Here is a 16240-nt window from a genome sequence, read left to right as displayed (position 1 = left end):
TCAGCGTGTCGGCGCATCAACGACGCTTGGCCACGCGCTTCTCCTGCTGGGTGAGCTCCACGATCGTGCCCTTAGGCAGGTCCTGGGCCAGGTTCATCTGGGCCAGGCGGTGCTCTGCTCGGCGTCGCGGGTTGCGTGGCGTCGCGATGATGCCGCGCTGCGCCTTCAGCCCGGCGACCACCGTCTGCAAGATCACCTCCTCGCGTTCGAGGTGGCTCAGGTAGCGACGTACCCGCCGCTGCCAGGCCTGCTCATCTTCAGCGGGCTGGCGCGGCACCGTCTCGTGCACGCTTTGCTGCGCTCGCCGCACGGCCTTCAGTGCTCGTGCCGCCAGCGCAGGGGCGCGGTAGGCCGCCTGCTCGGCGAACTCGTCATCGGAGATGTCGTGCACCGGCTCACCGTCGGCGGTGACGGCGCTGGTCAGCCACCACAGGTGGTCGCTGAAGGCGCCGGCGAGCGCCTCGTCGTCCACGGCGATGAGGCGCTCGACCTGGACCTGGACCGCGGCGGGGTCAGGGGTGCGCCGGGAGCTGGCCTCAGGCATCGGGGTCGGTCCTCCTCGTCGGCGTGCAGCGGTCAGCGCCGCGGGTGGCGGCGCGGGCGGTGCCGGGGCCGACGAAGGTGCCGCGAGTCGAGATCTAAGCGCCAGCGAAACGCATCCCTCGACCCCGTGGACGGCCGCGTCTGGGGCCTCACGGTTTGCTGCAGCGCGGTCCTCCCAGCGACGACAGGATCCGCACCCCTTGACAGCGCCTTCGTCGGTCCGAGCACCACCCGCCCCGCAGTGTAGTGCCTGCACCGCTCACCCAGCGTGGCCGCCGACACCGCCCGCAGCTGCTGCTGCTCACCCCTCGTTCCAGCAGTGCCGCAGCTTTCTCGGCGCCTTCGCTAGGGCGCGCGACCTCCCGCGAGCGTTCACGACCGGTGCGAGCGCGCGGAACGCCCGCTCGAGCCTGCGCGGGTCCGCCGGCCCCGCCGAGCCGAGGTCATCTCGTGCGCTCGCTCAGGCGATGATGACCGGCTCAGGCGCGAGAAGCGCCGAGCGGCTCACCCGGCGCGAGCTGCTGATCAATTGACGACGCTGGGGGCAGGAGCCTCGTCGCGCGGGCATCCGAGCTGGTGCCGTTCAGCTGCCCAGACGAGCGCGTCGTGGTGTGCGCGCCACCACGGGCACATGCAGGATCGCAGCGACCCAGGTGTCCGGTGGACCACCTGCTCGTCAGCGGCCTCCTCAGGCGATCGGTGCGACGCCTCTGGCCGGGGCTGGAGCTCAGCGCTCGGATGGAGCGTCCCTCGGCTCGGCCAGGCCCAAGAGCGCGAAGAGCGCCTGGGCGACGTCGGTGTTGGTGTGGGGATCCGTTCCGGCCGGCACGTCGCCGGAGCAGATGCGGGCCAGCTCGTGACCCAGCACCACGGGTCGCTGCGCCTCGCTCAGGTCTGCGCTGAGCAAGATCAGCCAGCCGTCGCGGTAAGTGAGGGTGAAGCCGGTGATGCACTCGGAGTGCACGAGCGCGAGCAGTCGCAGCAGCTTCACCGGCATCTGGCTGCAGTAGATGGGGCGGCCCAGGCGTCGACTGACCGTCTCCAACCACGTGTCCTGGGTGTAAGCGGCGGGAAGGTCCAGTTCGTCGGCCAACCGCTCTACCTCGCGGTGGGCGTCGCGCACGGTGCTGCAGCGGGACACGGTCCTCCCTTGCTCCTGAGGTTGCTCCTGAGGTCGGGTCGTCCTGGAGTCGGCGGCCGGCTGTGTGGTGCGCCACCGCGCACGAGGAGTGCGGATGTCCGGTGCGCCCTGAAGGGGGTGGTGCAGTCGTGCGGTGGGGGAGTCGAGTGTCGTCTCCTCGTGGCTCGTGGCTCGCGGTAGGTCGAGGCTGTGCTCCGCGCGCCTTCGGGAGGGTCAGTCGGGATGGGCGTGGTTCACGGTGCACGAGCATAGCCCAGGCGTGCATTGATGCACGCTGCAGATGAGGCATCGCAGCAGTCGGCGTGTGGCAGGCTTCGCCACGCTCCGCTGTGACGCCCTGACGTGGCGGGGTCGACGACAGCGGTGGCCCGAGCAGGCATGGAGGACGCATGACACCCCCGAACGATCCAGGGGTGTTCGCCGCGCGACTCGATCAACTGTTCCACCACATCCGCCACCCCACTGGCCGGCAGTACTCCCTACGCGAGGTCGCCGACGGCATCAACGAGGCCGGCAAGGTCAGCATCACGCCCTCGCACCTGTCACGTCTGCGATCCGGTGCCAGCCGCAACCCCGGCTTCGACCAGATCACCGCCATCGCTGCCTTCTTCGGAGTCGACCCGAAGTACTTCCTCGAAGGCGATCAGGTGGCGACCCGCACGAGCGCGGAGCTGCAACTGCTGGCCGCGATGCGTCAGCGAGGCATCGAGGACCTGCTGCTACGAGCGACCAACCTCAGCACGGAAGGCCTGGACGTGCTGCGCTCAACCATCGAGGGACTCGAGTCCAGGGAAGCGCTACGAGCGAAAGATCCCCTGCGCCGACGCCGACCTCGAGAGCACAGTGCCCAGGCGAACTCCCCGGGTGTTGCTGAAGAGCCCAGTGCGGCAGAGGGCGCCGACGAAGAGGTGGAGCAGCCCTAGGGGCACCCGAACGGTGCCGTGCGGTTTTCGCTCGCCCGCTCGGACGTGTGCATACTGCGCGGGTTCGTCGAGTCATGGAGACCACCGACCATGCGTCCACGCACCACCTCGAGCGCCCGCACCGAGCACCACCTGCACACTCAGTACGCGCCCCGCTCCATTCAGCAAGTACGTTCCGCCGTGCGTGAGCAGGTGCTGAGCGTGTACCTGCGGGCACGCGATGTCCTGGCCAGTCCCCGCTGCCGGCGCCTGGCCGACTCCCTGGCACTGCCCGCCGGCGCCGACGTGGGTGATCTGCGCGAAGTCGTGGAACAGCGCACGGGGCGCGAGATCATCATCAGCTACGTCCCACGTCACCGGGTCCGCTCGGTCACCGGCAAGGACGATGCTCGTGCCGCCTGGCTGCGCATGTCCGATCACGACGTGTTGCTGGTCGACGAGGCGGCCTGGCACGAGGGCCGTGCGCACAACATCCTGCACGAACTGGCCCACATGCTCCTGGACCACCAGTGCGGCCTGAACCACCACCTGCAAGGTGTCTCCGCTGCCACCGCCCGGCGCATCCTGGCCACCGAGCCCGCGCCAGCGCAGCCGCTGCTGGCGCGTGGTGAGTGGCGCGACCCCGCCGAACGCGATGCTGAACTGCTGGCCACCCACCTAGGCATGCGCCTTCGACCCCTGCACGCCTCCGCTCCCCGCCCGCCGTCCTCGGCGCTCGCCCGCGTGCGGGTGCGCTCCATGCTCGGCATCGAGGACGCTGAACGGTGAGCGTTCCGCGGCTGTGCATCGCGCTGCTGTGCTGGCTGACGGCCGGTTGGCTGCTCCTGCTCGTGCTGCGCGCCCGCAGTGGCGGGGAGTCGAGCCCCCGACGGCGGGACAACACGCTGCGGTTGCTGTGGGTCATCGGTGCGGCGGCCATCGCACTGACGTTGAGCTTGGAACCGATCACCCGAGCCTTGGACGACGCGACCGGCCGCCCCGGCTTGACGGACCACGTCAAGCACCTGATCGGACTCGTACCCATCAGGCAGGCGATGGTGCAAGCCGAACTGCTGGCCGGTACCTCCCCCCGTTACCGGCCGCGCAGCGTCTCCGGGTGGATCTCACGGCGGTGGCTGGTGGTCGCGATCCTCCTGCAGACCTGCTTCCACCTCAACGACGATCCCCGCGCCATGCTCGAGCGCGCCAGCGGCCTGGGTGGTCACAGCGGGTTGATCTACTGGCTGGTGTTCATGGGCTACTTCGTGAACTCAGCCCTCGCCTTCACGCGAGAAGCCCTGCGCTTTCGGCAGCAGACCCGTGAGCCCACCGCTCAGCGCGCCGGAATGAGCGTCCTGGGTGTCGGTGGCCTCGGCGCCCTCACCTACGGCGCCAGTCGGATCATGGCCGCGGTGCTGGCCTCGGCAAACAGTGATGTCCTCAGCGCGGCATCGAACGACATCGGCAACGCCGCCCTCGTCCTGGCGTTCACGGCGATCTGCTACGGCCAGTGGCGCAGCCGCAGCACCTGCCCCCCGTCGTGGTTGCTGCCGCACCTGCAGCGCGTGGCGGACGTGACGCGTGCCGGTCTGCTGCGCCACCTGGCACGCGCGCTGCGCGTGGCCAGCCCGGCCTCCAGCGCTGGTCTGGGGGTGCTGGGCTCGCGGGCACGTCTGCTTCGGCGCGAGCGGGAGATCAGCGATGGCATCAGCGACCTGGCCGAGTGGATGCACCAGGACGACGAAGCCCGCGCACGGCGGCTACTGCACGCACAGCGCGATGACGAGGCGCTGCTGCTCGCCACCCGCATCGAGCTGGCCAGGCGCCGCAAGCTCGACGGCCAGGAGGTTGCTGCGCCCTTGGCGCTCGCCCACCACGACGACGGGCCGATGCTGCAACGTCTCGCGGCGGTCTACCCACAGGCCGTCGACCTCGCCGAGGCGGTCCAGCACGAGCAGCAGCACGAGCAGACGCACGAGCAGCGCACCACGCAGGCTCTCGGCTCCAGTGCGCAGGGAGGCTGAGGTGCCGGTTGACGCCACCGGCACCGCTGTCGACGGCGCCTCCAGCAGGTCGACGCGAGCAGCGGTGCTGCTCTCCGACGTCTTCGCCCCGCCCTGGGTCATGCTCGCCACCCAGCTCGTCGTGGCCTGGCACGTCACTTCCAGTACTGCTCAGGCGCTGCGCTGGGCGGTGCTCACCGGCATGTTCACCGCGGTGGTGCCCTACGCCTTCGTGTTGCTCGGCGTGCGCTTGGGGCGCTGGAGCGATCGGCACATCCGTGTGCGTCACCAGCGGCTGGTGCCGACGCTCTTCGGCTTGAGCACCTGCCTGCTCGGGCTGGTGCTCCTGAACGTGTGGGGCGCGCCCGTTCAGCTCCTCGTCGTGCTGGTGGCGATCATCGCTTCCATCCCACCGTTCGTGCTCATCAACGTCTGGTGGAAGATCTCCATCCACGCAGGGTGCATGGGCGGCTCGCTGGTCGTGCTCACCGACATCCTCGGTGCGCCTGCCGCTGTCGCCGGCGCGGCGGTACTGCCCCTGACGTCCTGGGCGCGGGTGCGCCTGCGTGATCACACCACGGGTCAAGTCATCGCGGGCGCCCTGCTCGGGGCCGTGGTCGTAGCTAGCGTGTACTTGCCGCTGCGCTAAGTCCGTCAATCTTGATGTTCGGCGCCCGATAGGTCAGGAATGCGTCGGTCCTTTTTCTTCCGGATTGCCGCCGTGCTTGACGATGTCCAGCTGGCTGAGCTCTCGGGCGATCTTGGCCAGTGCCCGCTGTGTCTGCGGAGTCATCTTCGCCGCGCTGAGAGCGATGTCGCGGACATCGTCATTGCGCATGGCGGCGGCGACGGCCGTCTCGACTGCCGAGGGCTTGCGGGACTTGTCGACGTCGTCAGGGGTGAAGAAGTAGCTCATCTGCACGCCGAACACTTCCGCGAGCGCCCGGAGCGCTTCGATGCTCGGATTCGTCTTGGAGCCGTTGCGCAGGGAGAGGATGTAAGAGGTGCTCAGGTTGTACCCCAGATCCGCTGCGCGCTCCGATATCTCTTTTCCGGTGAGCGGTGCATTGGTGCCGGGGGAGACGTAATTCTCGAAGAGGTGCTTCATCCGCTGAAGGAGGAGGGCATTCTGACGGCCGCCGCCGGAGGCGCCGCTGGCCATCTACTTCCTCCATCGCCCGTCTGCTGGTATGAGCACCATCCGCGTGCCACCGCAGGTGGGGCCCTGCACACCGGCGGTGTGCCTGATCAACACTAGCGGCAGCGGTGTGGGCGCCGTGGTTGCCTGCTGCGGTGCAGCGTTACCCGCGACGGCCGGTGCGTCGAGCGTGCTCAGGCCTGCGCTGCGTGATGAGCGTCCCCTGAGCGCACAGGGGAGCCCTCAGGAGCCCAAGGGTGTGGCCCGATGCGGTGGACGGGAAAGCTGGACCGGGATGTCGTGACTCTCTTGGCGCATAAACCGTTACTCTGGCAGAGTGAAGGCGCTGGTGCGCGCGTTGCGGCCCACAGCGAAGCCGCGATCCGCGCAGCACGCACCACCGCCTCACCCCACCAGCGACCTGCCATACGTCTCGGAGGACGTCATGACCGAAGCTTCCAGGACCGCCTACCCGGACCACGACGCCCTCGGTGAGTCCACCGCCAGCGTGCAGCCGGCTCGGCCCGCACGTCGAGCCCCCGGGCTGCGCGCAGCCCCGCGAAGCGGTGACTCCGGCGGTCTGCGCAGGGCGCCGCGCCCCGGTGACGAGGCGCCGAGCGCACCGGCGACGCCTGCTCCAGCACGTGAGAGCGCCGCGCAGCAGCCCGTCGAGCAGCAGGGAGCCGCGGTCGAGGTCGTCACGACCAGGCGGCCGCCGCGCATGCCGAGCTCGCGCACGCGCAGCACGGCGGCCGCGAGCGTGCGCGCCAGCCAGCGCGCCGAACTGAAGCGCCAGCAGCACAAGCAGCAGTCGGCCGCGGCGCAGCCGGTCGAGGCGCAGCATGAGCACAGCGAGCAAGAGCCGGTGGAGGACTCCGCCTCCGCGGCGAGCACCACCAGCGCCACGACGATCGACGTCGCAGCCCTGGAGCGTGCCGGGCAGGCTGATGGTCAACCCGCCCATGCCACGGTCCTCGCTCAGCCGCTCGAGGAGACCACCGAGCCGGCGGCCGCGACGCAGCCGGACACCCTGACCGATCGCCTGCACCGCCTCAGCGCCCCGGCGGTCCCGACCGCCGCCACCCACCCCGCCGTCGACCTCCGGGGTGGCGCGGGCGCCGGAGACGACGTCGAGGTCGACGTCGAGCTCGAGAAGGGCATCGAGCAGGAGCGGGTGGCGGCCACGTCCCTCAGGCAGGCGACTCCGCACGTCTACCGGATCGAGCAGCTGGCGCCGCAGGCCAGCAACGGCATCCAGGAGGACCCGCACGCCGCTTCAGGTGAGGCTGTGGAGGCGGCGAAGACCCCGAGTGCGGCGGTGAGTCAGCCGGTGCAGGACCTGCGCGCCGAGGAGCGCGACGAGCACGTCGCCAACCACCTGGACACCGCCGCGTTCACCGAGCCGGACGACGAAGCCGCCCCGGCGAGCCTCGACGTCGAGATGCACGATCACACCGACGGCGAGGACGACGAGGACGACGAGGACGACGAGGACGACGAGGCCGAGAGCGCCGACACCTACGACGTCGAGGAGGCAGACGGCGCCACCCAGCAGGAGCCGCCGGCTCTGATGGGCGCCGTCGATGCGCACCTCGTCGAGCAGGAGCTGCAAGAGCGGACTTGGCAGGGCGTGGAGCAGCCGCAGGCTCGCGTGAGCCAGCCCCTCGCCGCGCCGCAGGCGCACGAGTTCCTGGCCACCCAGGGCGACCAGGCGCCCCAGGAGAGCCCGGCCAAGCTGCCGGTCACGCCGCCGGGCACGCCGGCGCGCAACGCCGAGGTGGACACCAGCGCGGAGGACGAGGACTTCATCCGCCGCTACCGCGAAGCGACGCTGCGCGATGCCGCTCCGCTCGTCCTCGCGGACACCGCCCGCCCCCAGAGCGGCTGGCGCGGCGCCACGGCCCGCGTCACCGCCGGCCGGGTGATGCCTTCTCCGACGCGCCAGCAGATCGAGCACGAGAACCTGCTGGCCCGCATCCGCCGACCGCTGCGCGATGGCCGGCACATCGCCGTCATCTCCTTCGGCAGCGGTGTGGGCAAGACCGTCACCACCGGCCTGCTCGGTCAGGTCTTCAGCACCATCCGCGAGGACTCCGTCGCGGCCGTCGACTCCGACCCCGTGGCCGGGAACCTGCTGCACCGCTTCGCCACCGTCGACAACCTCAGCCTGCAGCAGATGCTGCAGCAGAACGACCGCCGGCCGATCCAGTCCATCCGGCAGCTGAGCGACTACGCCGTGCGCAGCCACCGCCTGCACCTGTACCGAGCGGACCACTCCCGCGCCGCTGGCCCCTTCGGCGAGGCCGAACACGCTCAGGCCCTGCAAGTGCTGATGCGCTTCCACGACATCGTCATCACCGACATGGGCCCGGGCGGCGTGCACGAGATGCCCAAGGCCTTCGACACCGTCGACGACCTGATCATCGTCGCCGGCACCAACCTCGACGCCGCCACCCGCTCCTCCCAGGCCCTGGACTTCCTCGAGGAACTCGGCCACCACGACCTGGTCAAGCGCGCCTGCGCCGTCATGGTCTCCCGCTCCAGCAAGGGCAGCGCCCTGGCCCGCGCCCGGCGCGGCGGAGGCGTGCACGTGCAGTCGCTGATGGACCACTTCCAGCGCCGCTGCGGCTCCGTCGTCCTCGTGCCGTACTCTGCGGCGCTGGCTGACGGCGTCCACGTCAGCATCGGCACCGTCGGCTCCGACGTGCGCGACGCCTACATGGACGCCGCCGCCGCCCTGGCCGGCAACTTCCAGCCGCACGAGCACACCCCGTTGTCGCCCGCGGCGTCGGCGCACAGCGTTCCGCTCGGCGTGCAGCCCGAGCCGGACCAGCCGCGTGCACCGCGCGCCCCGCGCCGGCACTGGTGGCAGCGCGCCCACCGCCCCGTCCCGCTGCCGCAGGGTGCAGTGGGCGACGCGCTACCCGGCCTGGCGGAGTTGCCCCACTACGGCCGCGCGCGCCAGCAGTAGACGCCGCGGCGCCCAGAGCGATCAGGGCCGGTCGCGCGGCAGCTCATCAGTTCACCGCGCCGGCGCAGCGCGGTGACCCGATGTCCTGAGGGCGCTGTCTGCGGACGCGCCGCAGCACGGCCAAGCCGGATGCTTCGAACCTGGCGAAGTTTGTCCCGGTGAGGTGTCGATCCGCACCAGTGGCGTTCGTGTGGAGGTTGAGCGCCGGCACCGGACCGGCCCGGGGCACCAGGAGGAGCCATGACCCAGTACCTGCTCAGCGTGATCCAGCCCGCCGGTGAGCGGCCCGCGCCCGAGGCCGTGGCGCGCATCGGTGCGGACGTGGCCGCCTTGCACGAGGAGCTGCGCGCAGCCGGGGCGTGGGTCTTCGCCGGCGCTCTGCACGGGCCGGAGTCGGCCACGGTGGTGCGCCTCGGCGGGGAGGAGGGGCAGGAGGTGCTGCTGACCGACGGGCCGTGGATCGAGGCCGAGGAGCACCTGGGCGGGATCTGCGTCATCGAGGCCGCGGACCTGGACGCGGCCCTGGAGTGGGGACGCGAGGCGGCCAGGGCCACGACCCTGGCCATCGAGGTGCGGCCCTTCCTGGGCTGAGTCCCGTGCCCGACCCCGTGCCCGACCCCGTGCCTGGACCCGCACCTGGACCTGCGCCCGACGCCGGAGCCGTGGCAGCGCTCCGCATCGGCGTGGACGACGTCGAGGTCGTCTTCCGCGCCGAGCACGGCCGCGCGCTCTCCGTCCTGATCCGCCTCCTCGGCGACATCGACGCCGCCGGGGAGGCGGTGCAGGACGCCTTCGCCACCGCCGTGCAGCGCTGGCCGCTCACGGGACTACCCCCCAGCCCGGCGGGCTGGATCATCACCACCGCCCGCCACCGGGCGGTGGATCGCCACCGGCGCGACTCCACCCGCGCCCAGCGCCACGCCGAGGCCGCCCTGCTGCACGCCCCGGACGAGCCGCCCGAGCCAGTGGAGGAGGGTGCTGTGCGCGATGAGCGGCTGCGGCTGGCGTTCACCTGCTGCCACCCCGCGCTGAGCACGGCGGCGCAAGCGGCCTTGACGCTGCGGCTGCTGGGGGGCTTGAGCACCCCGCAGATCGCCCGGGCGTTCCTGGTGCCGGACGCCACGATGGCCCAGCGCATCGTGCGAGCGAAGAAGATCCGCGAGGCCGGCATCCCCTACCGGGTGCCGCGCCAGGCGGAGTTGCCGGCGCGGCTGCGCGGGGTGCTGGCGGTGCTGTACCTGATCCACACCGAGGGGCACTCGGCGAGCTCGGGGCAGGAGCTGGTGCGTACCGAGCTGTGCGCCGAGGCGGTGCGCCTGACGCGTTCGCTGGCCGAGCTGATGCCCGATGAGCCCGAAGTTCTCGGGCTGCTGGGCTTGCTGCTGCTCTCGGAGTCGCGCCGCGGCGCCCGCACCGGCATCGGTGGTGCGCTGGTGCCGTTGGGCGGGCAGGACCGCTCCACCTGGGACCGGGCCTCGATCGAGCAGGGTCAGGACGTGGTGCGTTCCTGCCTGCGCCGCGCCCGGCCGGGGCCGTACCAGCTGCGGGCCGCGATCGCCGCGGTGCACGCCGATGCTCGCACCGCGCAGGAGACCGACTGGGCGCAGGTCCTCGCTCTCTACGACCACCTGCTCGCCTTGGTGCCCACCCCGATCGTCGCCCTCAACCGGGCCGTCGCCCTGGCAGAGGTCGAAGGACCAGCCGAGGCCCTGGCCGTCATCGAAGGGCTCGACCTGCCCGACTACCCCCCGCGCCACGCTGTCCGCGCCGACCTGCTGCGCCGGCTCGGACGTCGGGAGCAAGCCCTGCACGCCTACGACGAGGCGATCACCACCGCCGGCAACGACGCCCAGCGCGCCTACCTCACCCGACGACGTACCGAACTGCAGTCCTGACCTGCGACCGGACCCGCCGACGCACCCACCGCAGGATCGACCACAGCCGACGGCGTGCCTCGCCACCCCTGCACGACCGCGCGGTCATCGACGCTGCAGGACTTGCGGCGGCCGTGGTGCTCGCGCCCGATCGGCGGCACGGCGCTGAGATCGGCGCAGCGCTCCGGTCGAGCGCAGGGCGCCTCGACGGGGTCACGCAGCGGGTGTGCCCCGCGGAACCACCCGTTCCTGCTGCAACGAGCTGACGAGGGCGATCAGCTCGAAGTCCTTGTCCAGGTGCATCAGCGTCAGCTCGTGCTCGATGGCCGTGGCCGCCAGCAGCAGGTCCACCGGTCCAGGTGCCCGGTGCCAGCCCCGGTGGGTGAGGCGTTCCTGCAGCTCCTGCGCGCGGGCGCTGATCTGGGCGCTGACCTCGATGACGGTCATGGCTTCGGTGACGTCGGCGATGACCTCGCGGTAGTCCTGGGGCGAGCGGGCGGAGAAGCCGATCTCCAGCACGCTGGGTCGAGCGATGATCAGCAGGTCCTCGCGCAGGAGGTCGTTCAGCCGGGCGGCCACGAGCGGTTGGTGCCAGCGCGCGTGGGCGGACTTGTCCAGCAGGAAGGTCACGCAGCGCCTTGCGCTCGACCGTCGGCGGCCGGTCTCTCGACGTCCTCACCGACGTCCTCACTGGAGGCCTTGGGGTGCTCCTGCAGCAGCGGGGCGAAGTAGCCGCTCTCGGCGCGGGTGATCAGACGTTCGGCGGCGGCACGGCGGCGCTCCTGGCGCAAGGTCGCGCGCAGGGCGGCTTCGACGGTCTCACGCTTGGTGGTCGTCCCGGTGATCGCAGCCACCTGGGCGAGCAGGTCGTCGTCGATGTCGATGTGGGTCTTGCTCACGGCGGACCTCCTCGGTGTGTACATCCCGAGGGTAGCTGATGTACATCGAAGTGGCCACGGTCGCGGCGCTGACCGGTCGCAGGCCACTGGCGCGACTCGAGCGACCGAGAAGTGCTTGGGGAACGTCCTGACCGGCGCCATGAGGGTGCCTCTTGCGCGTCAGGATGGCTCATGGGAGGGAACCTGCAGTGCGGCCCTCGCGCCAGCGGCCTCGGCCTTGCCGCGCAGCACGTTGCGCTCGGCGGCGGTGGTAGGCAGCTTCACCGCGGGCAGCCAGCCCTGCAGGCGCATCCGACCCACGGCGCCGTCGTCGCCGCCGCCGTGGGCGGTGGGCAGCGACCAGGTCGGCACGCTCGTGGTGTAGATCGCATCGCCGTTGATGGCCAGCAGCTGGGCGGGGTCCACCTGCAGCGCGCCGACCACCGGGCGGGGGGCGCCGGGGCGGTGCGGCAGCGCGGCGGGGCACTCCAGCACCCGGGCGCGCCCGCGGGCCCACACCTGCGCGGCCAGCTCGGGGCGGTACAGCGCCGCGGCCTGCCCGCCGGTCTGGCGGCTGGGCACCCGGTAGACGAACGCCTCCCCGTGGCGCACCACGGTGGCGGCGGCCTCGGGGGGGACCTCGCGCGCGGACCAGACGACGCGGGTGGTCTCCCGGCCGCGGGAGGCGAAGGCGCCGATGCCCTGGATGAGGATGCCGCGGACGGCGGCCACCGCCGCGGCCCGGACCGCCGGGTCCAGCTGGGCGACGGCTCCGGTCCCGGTGGTGAGGCGCTCGCGGGCGCGCTTGAGCCGGTCGGCCCAGGTGTCCAGCAACCGGCCCTTGCTGAAGCGCAGGCCCTCCAGGACCTGCACGTCCCAGCCGCTGTCGTGGGCGATCTTCACCTCCACCCCGTCCGCCCACGTCTCCGCGCTCGCGCCGGGCACGTTGGGGTAGTGCCAGCCGGCGCTGACCTCCTCGTGGGCCACCGGCAGTACGCCGACGTGGTCCCACCAGTCGGGGACGGTGAAGCGCACCCGGTAGCGGGCGCGGGCGTAGGGGTCGGACTCCAGCAGCTCCTGGCCCTGCGCACCGGTCAGCCGGGTGACGGGTCCGCTGCCGAGCTCGCGGCACAGCGAGGCGTACATGAAGCGGCCGTCGACGTAGGCGAAGCCGCCGCGGGGGGTCTCCCGCAGGTTGACCAGCGGTCGGCAGGCGCCGCAGGCGCAGGCGGCGGGGCCGGTGGTCAGGTGCTCGATGCGGTGCTGGCCGGAGGTGCGGTGCAGCAGCTCGGCGACGTCGGCGGGCAGCGGCTCGGGGTCGAGGGTGCGCGGCAGCGAGCGCGCCCACAGCTGCGCGCCGGTGGCGGCGGGGGACTTCAGCAGTTCCATGTCCTCCACCCCCTTGATGGCCTCGGTGGTGGTCACCCACGCCTGCCGGGCTTGGTCAGGGGTGAGGCCTTCGGCGGGGAACCACTCCGCGGCGGTGCGCACCTCGAGGGTGCGGCCGGTGACCTCGTGGGTGAAGCGGCCGGTGGGCGGGGTGGACAGCCAGTGCCCCGGGGAGGTCCACGAGGGGGTCTCGGCGATCAGCCAGTGCGGCTGGCCGGGGGCGACGGCCGGCAGCTTGCCGGTGAGCATGATCCGCTCGGCGGAGAGGTTATGGGCGGTGTCGAGCAGGTCCACCAGGGTGGGGCGCTTGCGCCGGCCGGTGAGGCGGGGGGTGACGCGGGCGCCGGAGTCGGTGACGCCGACGCCGGTGGTGAAGTCCAGCCAGACGGTGGGGACCGGGCGGACGGTCCAGGGGACGGGACGCATCGAGGGCTCCTGGTGGGGCGGGGTGCTGGAGGCGGGGTGCTGGTAGGTGGTCGGGGGAGCGCCGGCTCAGGTAGGCGCGGGTGCGCTGATCAGGCGCTGCTTCGTGTCCCCGGGAGCGGCGTGGAAGCGCCGCCCGGCGTAGCGCTGCAGCATCACGGCGGTGGGCGCCTCGACCTCGAAGCGGACGTCGCCTGCGATCAGGCGCCAGCCGGTCACCCGGGCGACCTCGACGACGAAGCCGGCCACGTCGGCGACCAGGGCGGCTCCCACGTGCCGCTGAGGGTCCCTCACCGACCACAACCCCGCCCAGGCGTCCTCGACCTGCTGAGCGCTCAGACCCGCCTGCACGGCGTGCGCGCTCCAGCCCAGGTGCGTGCGCTGGTGCGCCTGGCCGTTCTCGTCCAGCTGCAGGGGTGCCACGTGCACGGCGAGGTCCTCACCGGCGCTGGGTAGGTCCACCCGCGCTCGCTCGTGCAGCTGTCGGATGGACTCGTAGGGGTAGCGCCACTGCCCCCCGGGACTGCGCAGCGCCTCCAGCGCGGCGCGGGTGCCCAGCAGGCCGCACTCGCGCAGCTTGCGCAGCTGCTGAGGGGTGACGCCCAGGGCGGCGGTGGCCTGCTGGGCGCCCATCGCCGGCAGGCGCGACGCCGCGCCGGTGCCGCTCCCGGGGCGGGCGCTGGTGGTGGGGGGCATGCGTGCTGGCTCCCTTCGCGGTGACTGCAGCCGCATCAGCGATGTACCCGATCCGGCACATCGTCGCAGGACGGCAACGCCTGCGCCGCGCGCCGCGCCCCGCGCGCCGGAACTTTCCTCACCGATCGCCTGTCCGGTTTCTGGGCCGCTGCGTACCTAGACGTGGTGCAAGAAGCCCTTCGAGCACTGGAGCCCTCCATGGCACCCACCACCGGACCCGACCGAAGCAGCACGAACCGCCAGGCGGCGGGCGGGCGCTCGCAGCGCATCTCCCTGCGAGCGCTGCACACCGCCCGCAGCGCCGCCGTCATCGCGGCGCTGGCCCCCGTGTTGATCGCCCCGGCGATCTCCGGGCAGATCGCCTCCGAGGCCCTCCTGCTCATGCAGCTGATGGCTCAGCCCCTGCTCACCGCGGCGGCCGCCACCGCGCTGACCGTCGCGGTCTTGGCCGGTGTGCACTCGCGCCGCCTGCCTCACGCCGTCGCCGCGGGCCTGCTCGGGTGGAGCGCGATCGTCGCGCTGCCTGTGCTCGCCGCCATCGCCGACAGCCCGCAGGCCCCGCTGCTCGACGTGTCGATGATCGCGGCCATCGTGTTCGTCGTCCTGGCGATCTGGAGCGACATCAGCACGCACAGCGCCGCGCAGCGCCTGCACCAGGGCGGTGAGCGAGGGCCGCTGGCCGCGCGAGGATGATGGGTCGCACGCACGCGGCCACGGGCTTGCTCGTGGGCGCTGCCAGCGTTCCGTTGATGAACCTGTCCTCCCCGGCCGCCGTCCTCGCCTGGACCGCGGCCTGGGGCGGGGCGGCTCTGCTGCCCGACTTCGATCAGGGCGGCGTCAGCTGGAACGAGGGCGGTTTCCTGGCCAAGCCCACCGGGTCCACCGTCGTCACCATGTGGGGCTGGGTGAGCTGGGCGCCGGCTCGTCTGGTCGGCAAGCTCGCAGGCGGGCACCGCTGGGGCACCCACGACCCGGTCCTGGCTCCGCTGGCGGTGGCGGTGCTGGCCCTCGCCGCCGACCAGTACCCGCTGACCCAGTTGCCGCTGCTGGCCGTGGTCACCGGGGCCGCGCTGCACGCGTGCGCCCCCTACATCCCCGGGCGCCTGGAAACCACCACCGTCGGCAACCTGGCGCTGTCCCTGACCGGCGCCTGGTGGCTCACCTACCACGCCCCCTTCACGCTGCACTGGATGCCACTGGCCCTGGCCGGCGGCACGCTGGTGCACATCGCCGGTGACGCTCTCACCCGCGGAGGAGTGCCGCGGCCGCTGGCCACGCTGCCCCGCGCGGCCGGTGGCCGACGGGCCCGCATGAGCGCGGACCTGTTCGTCACCGGCGACCCGCGCTTCGAGACCCCCATCGCGGTGGCTTGCGCCCTGACCACCGCGGTGCTGCTGGTGCGCAGCACCGGCGCCTGGCAGCACGTGCACACCCTCGCGGCCCACCTGCCCTGAGGTGCCGCTTCAACTGCGCAGCCCTGCCTCGTCGACACACCACCACGAACGCCTCGCTGCAGGCGCGCCGCCTGGCACCGTGAGTGCCGCACCGGCCGGGCTGCAGTGCGGAAGGGGAGGAACACCGTGACCACCACCGTGAGCGCCACCAGCCGCACCGCCAACCGCGTCACCGGTTCGGCGGTGACGCCAGCGCCGGCCGTCGTGAACGCCGCCAACGCGCACCAACCCAGCTCGCTCATCGACCCCAGCGAGCTGCCGGCCTACCGGGCCCTGGCCCGAACGCTGGCGTGCGAGCTGCTGGCCGACCCGTCCGTCGTCCTGCTCGACACCGAGACGACCACCTTGTGGGGGCAGGTCATCGAGGTCGGCGTCCTCAGCGCCGACGGGCAGGTCCTCCTCGACACCCTGGTGCGCCCCGGTGAGCCCATCCCCGCCGACGCCACCGCCGTGCACGGCCTGCGCCTGGAAGACCTGCGTGATGCTCCGCAGCTGCACGAGGTCGCCGGCGAGCTGCGGACGGTCCTGCACGGCCGGCGCGTCGTCGCCTACAACTGCCACTACGACCGCGCCGTGCTCGCCGCCGAGGAGCACCGCATCGCTCGGCCGCTGAACACCGCAGCCAGCTGGGACTGCGCCATGGACCTGTACGCCGCCTGGAACGGCGAGCTGCTCGCCGACCGCACCCGCTTCCGCAACAAGCGACTGCCGGGAGCTGGGCACCGAGCCCTCGACGACTGCCGCAGCATGCTGACCCTGCTGCGCCTCATGGCCAGCTGCGTCTAGGGCCTGTCCTGCCGATCATGGAGAGGCGACTTCACGGTCATG

17 protein-coding genes are annotated in these 16240 nt (G+C 72.1%); 10 read left to right on the top strand and 7 right to left on the bottom strand.

Annotated features, from left to right (window positions below):
- Nucleotides 1-16: 16 nt before the first annotated feature.
- Together ACRYMN_RS02195 and ACRYMN_RS02190 are read right to left on the bottom strand one after the other, a co-directional pair.
- The gene (locus ACRYMN_RS02195) at nt 17-544 is read right to left on the bottom strand and encodes a hypothetical protein (RefSeq protein WP_432491514.1); all 528 of its coding nucleotides are present in this window, start codon (nt 542-544) and stop codon (nt 17-19) included.
- A gap of 726 nt (nt 545-1270) precedes the next feature.
- A complete protein-coding gene (locus ACRYMN_RS02190) occupies nt 1271-1636 on the bottom strand; it encodes a hypothetical protein (protein WP_432491512.1) in 366 nt (121 codons plus the stop codon).
- Nucleotides 1637-2097: 461 nt separating this feature from the next.
- Between ACRYMN_RS02190 and ACRYMN_RS02185 the strand changes: the two genes are divergently transcribed.
- The 4 genes from ACRYMN_RS02185 to ACRYMN_RS02170 all read left to right on the top strand — a co-directional run bounded on the left by ACRYMN_RS02185 (nt 2098) and on the right by ACRYMN_RS02170 (nt 5238).
- Nucleotides 2098-2607 (top strand): helix-turn-helix domain-containing protein, encoded by a 510-nt coding sequence (locus tag ACRYMN_RS02185; protein ID WP_432491510.1) that lies wholly within the window; start codon nt 2098-2100, stop codon nt 2605-2607.
- A gap of 180 nt (nt 2608-2787) precedes the next feature.
- Nucleotides 2788-3375, top strand: coding sequence for a hypothetical protein (locus ACRYMN_RS02180; protein ID WP_432491508.1), 588 nt, complete (start codon nt 2788-2790; stop codon nt 3373-3375).
- Nucleotides 3372-4610 (top strand): hypothetical protein, encoded by a 1239-nt coding sequence (locus ACRYMN_RS02175; RefSeq protein WP_432491506.1) that lies wholly within the window; start codon nt 3372-3374, stop codon nt 4608-4610. The genes ACRYMN_RS02180 and ACRYMN_RS02175 overlap by 4 nt, the downstream gene beginning before the upstream one ends.
- A 1-nt stretch (nt 4611) precedes the next feature.
- On the top strand, nt 4612-5238 hold the full coding sequence (locus ACRYMN_RS02170; RefSeq protein ID WP_432491504.1) for a phosphoesterase PA-phosphatase: 627 nt from the start codon (nt 4612-4614) through the stop codon (nt 5236-5238).
- A gap of 33 nt (nt 5239-5271) precedes the next feature.
- On the opposite strand, the gene ACRYMN_RS02165 is transcribed toward ACRYMN_RS02170, so the two are convergent.
- A complete protein-coding gene (locus ACRYMN_RS02165; RefSeq protein ID WP_432491502.1) occupies nt 5272-5751 on the bottom strand; it encodes a helix-turn-helix domain-containing protein in 480 nt (159 codons plus the stop codon).
- 697 nt (nt 5752-6448) lie between these two features.
- Here ACRYMN_RS02165 and ACRYMN_RS02160 point away from each other — a divergent pair.
- The 3 genes from ACRYMN_RS02160 to ACRYMN_RS02150 all read left to right on the top strand — a co-directional run bounded on the left by ACRYMN_RS02160 (nt 6449) and on the right by ACRYMN_RS02150 (nt 10593).
- A complete protein-coding gene (locus ACRYMN_RS02160) occupies nt 6449-8698 on the top strand; it encodes a MinD/ParA family ATP-binding protein (protein WP_432491500.1) in 2250 nt (749 codons plus the stop codon).
- 240 nt (nt 8699-8938) lie between these two features.
- Nucleotides 8939-9289: a YciI family protein gene (locus tag ACRYMN_RS02155; RefSeq protein WP_432491498.1), complete on the top strand. Its 351-nt coding sequence runs from the start codon at nt 8939-8941 to the stop codon at nt 9287-9289.
- Between the two features lie 71 nt (nt 9290-9360).
- Nucleotides 9361-10593: an RNA polymerase sigma factor gene (locus tag ACRYMN_RS02150; RefSeq protein ID WP_432491496.1), complete on the top strand. Its 1233-nt coding sequence runs from the start codon at nt 9361-9363 to the stop codon at nt 10591-10593.
- 192 nt (nt 10594-10785) lie between these two features.
- On the opposite strand, the gene ACRYMN_RS02145 is transcribed toward ACRYMN_RS02150, so the two are convergent.
- The 4 genes from ACRYMN_RS02145 to ACRYMN_RS02130 form a co-directional block, all read right to left on the bottom strand.
- A complete protein-coding gene (locus ACRYMN_RS02145; protein WP_432491494.1) occupies nt 10786-11202 on the bottom strand; it encodes a PIN domain-containing protein in 417 nt (138 codons plus the stop codon).
- A complete protein-coding gene (locus ACRYMN_RS02140; RefSeq protein ID WP_432491492.1) occupies nt 11199-11471 on the bottom strand; it encodes a type II toxin-antitoxin system VapB family antitoxin in 273 nt (90 codons plus the stop codon). The genes ACRYMN_RS02145 and ACRYMN_RS02140 overlap by 4 nt, the downstream gene beginning before the upstream one ends.
- A gap of 159 nt (nt 11472-11630) precedes the next feature.
- Nucleotides 11631-13265: a hypothetical protein gene (locus tag ACRYMN_RS02135; protein WP_432491490.1), complete on the bottom strand. Its 1635-nt coding sequence runs from the start codon at nt 13263-13265 to the stop codon at nt 11631-11633.
- 66 nt (nt 13266-13331) lie between these two features.
- Nucleotides 13332-13958, bottom strand: coding sequence for a hypothetical protein (locus ACRYMN_RS02130; protein WP_432491488.1), 627 nt, complete (start codon nt 13956-13958; stop codon nt 13332-13334).
- Between the two features lie 198 nt (nt 13959-14156).
- Here ACRYMN_RS02130 and ACRYMN_RS02125 point away from each other — a divergent pair, with 198 nt between their 5' ends.
- The 3 genes from ACRYMN_RS02125 to ACRYMN_RS02115 all read left to right on the top strand — a co-directional run bounded on the left by ACRYMN_RS02125 (nt 14157) and on the right by ACRYMN_RS02115 (nt 16198).
- Entirely contained in the window at nt 14157-14651 is a 495-nt protein-coding gene (locus tag ACRYMN_RS02125; RefSeq protein ID WP_432491486.1) for a hypothetical protein, read from the top strand.
- Between the two features lie 56 nt (nt 14652-14707).
- The gene (locus ACRYMN_RS02120; protein ID WP_432491484.1) at nt 14708-15412 is read left to right on the top strand and encodes a metal-dependent hydrolase; all 705 of its coding nucleotides are present in this window, start codon (nt 14708-14710) and stop codon (nt 15410-15412) included.
- Nucleotides 15413-15538: 126 nt separating this feature from the next.
- A complete protein-coding gene (locus ACRYMN_RS02115; RefSeq protein WP_432491482.1) occupies nt 15539-16198 on the top strand; it encodes a 3'-5' exonuclease in 660 nt (219 codons plus the stop codon).
- Nucleotides 16199-16240: the final 42 nt, after the last annotated feature.

It is taken from the genome of Kineococcus gypseus (genome assembly GCF_050871305.1).
GTDB lineage: Bacteria > Actinomycetota > Actinomycetes > Actinomycetales > Kineococcaceae > Kineococcus > Kineococcus gypseus.
Note: the sequence above shows the minus strand (reverse complement) of the source record. Positions and strands in the feature narration are given on the sequence as shown.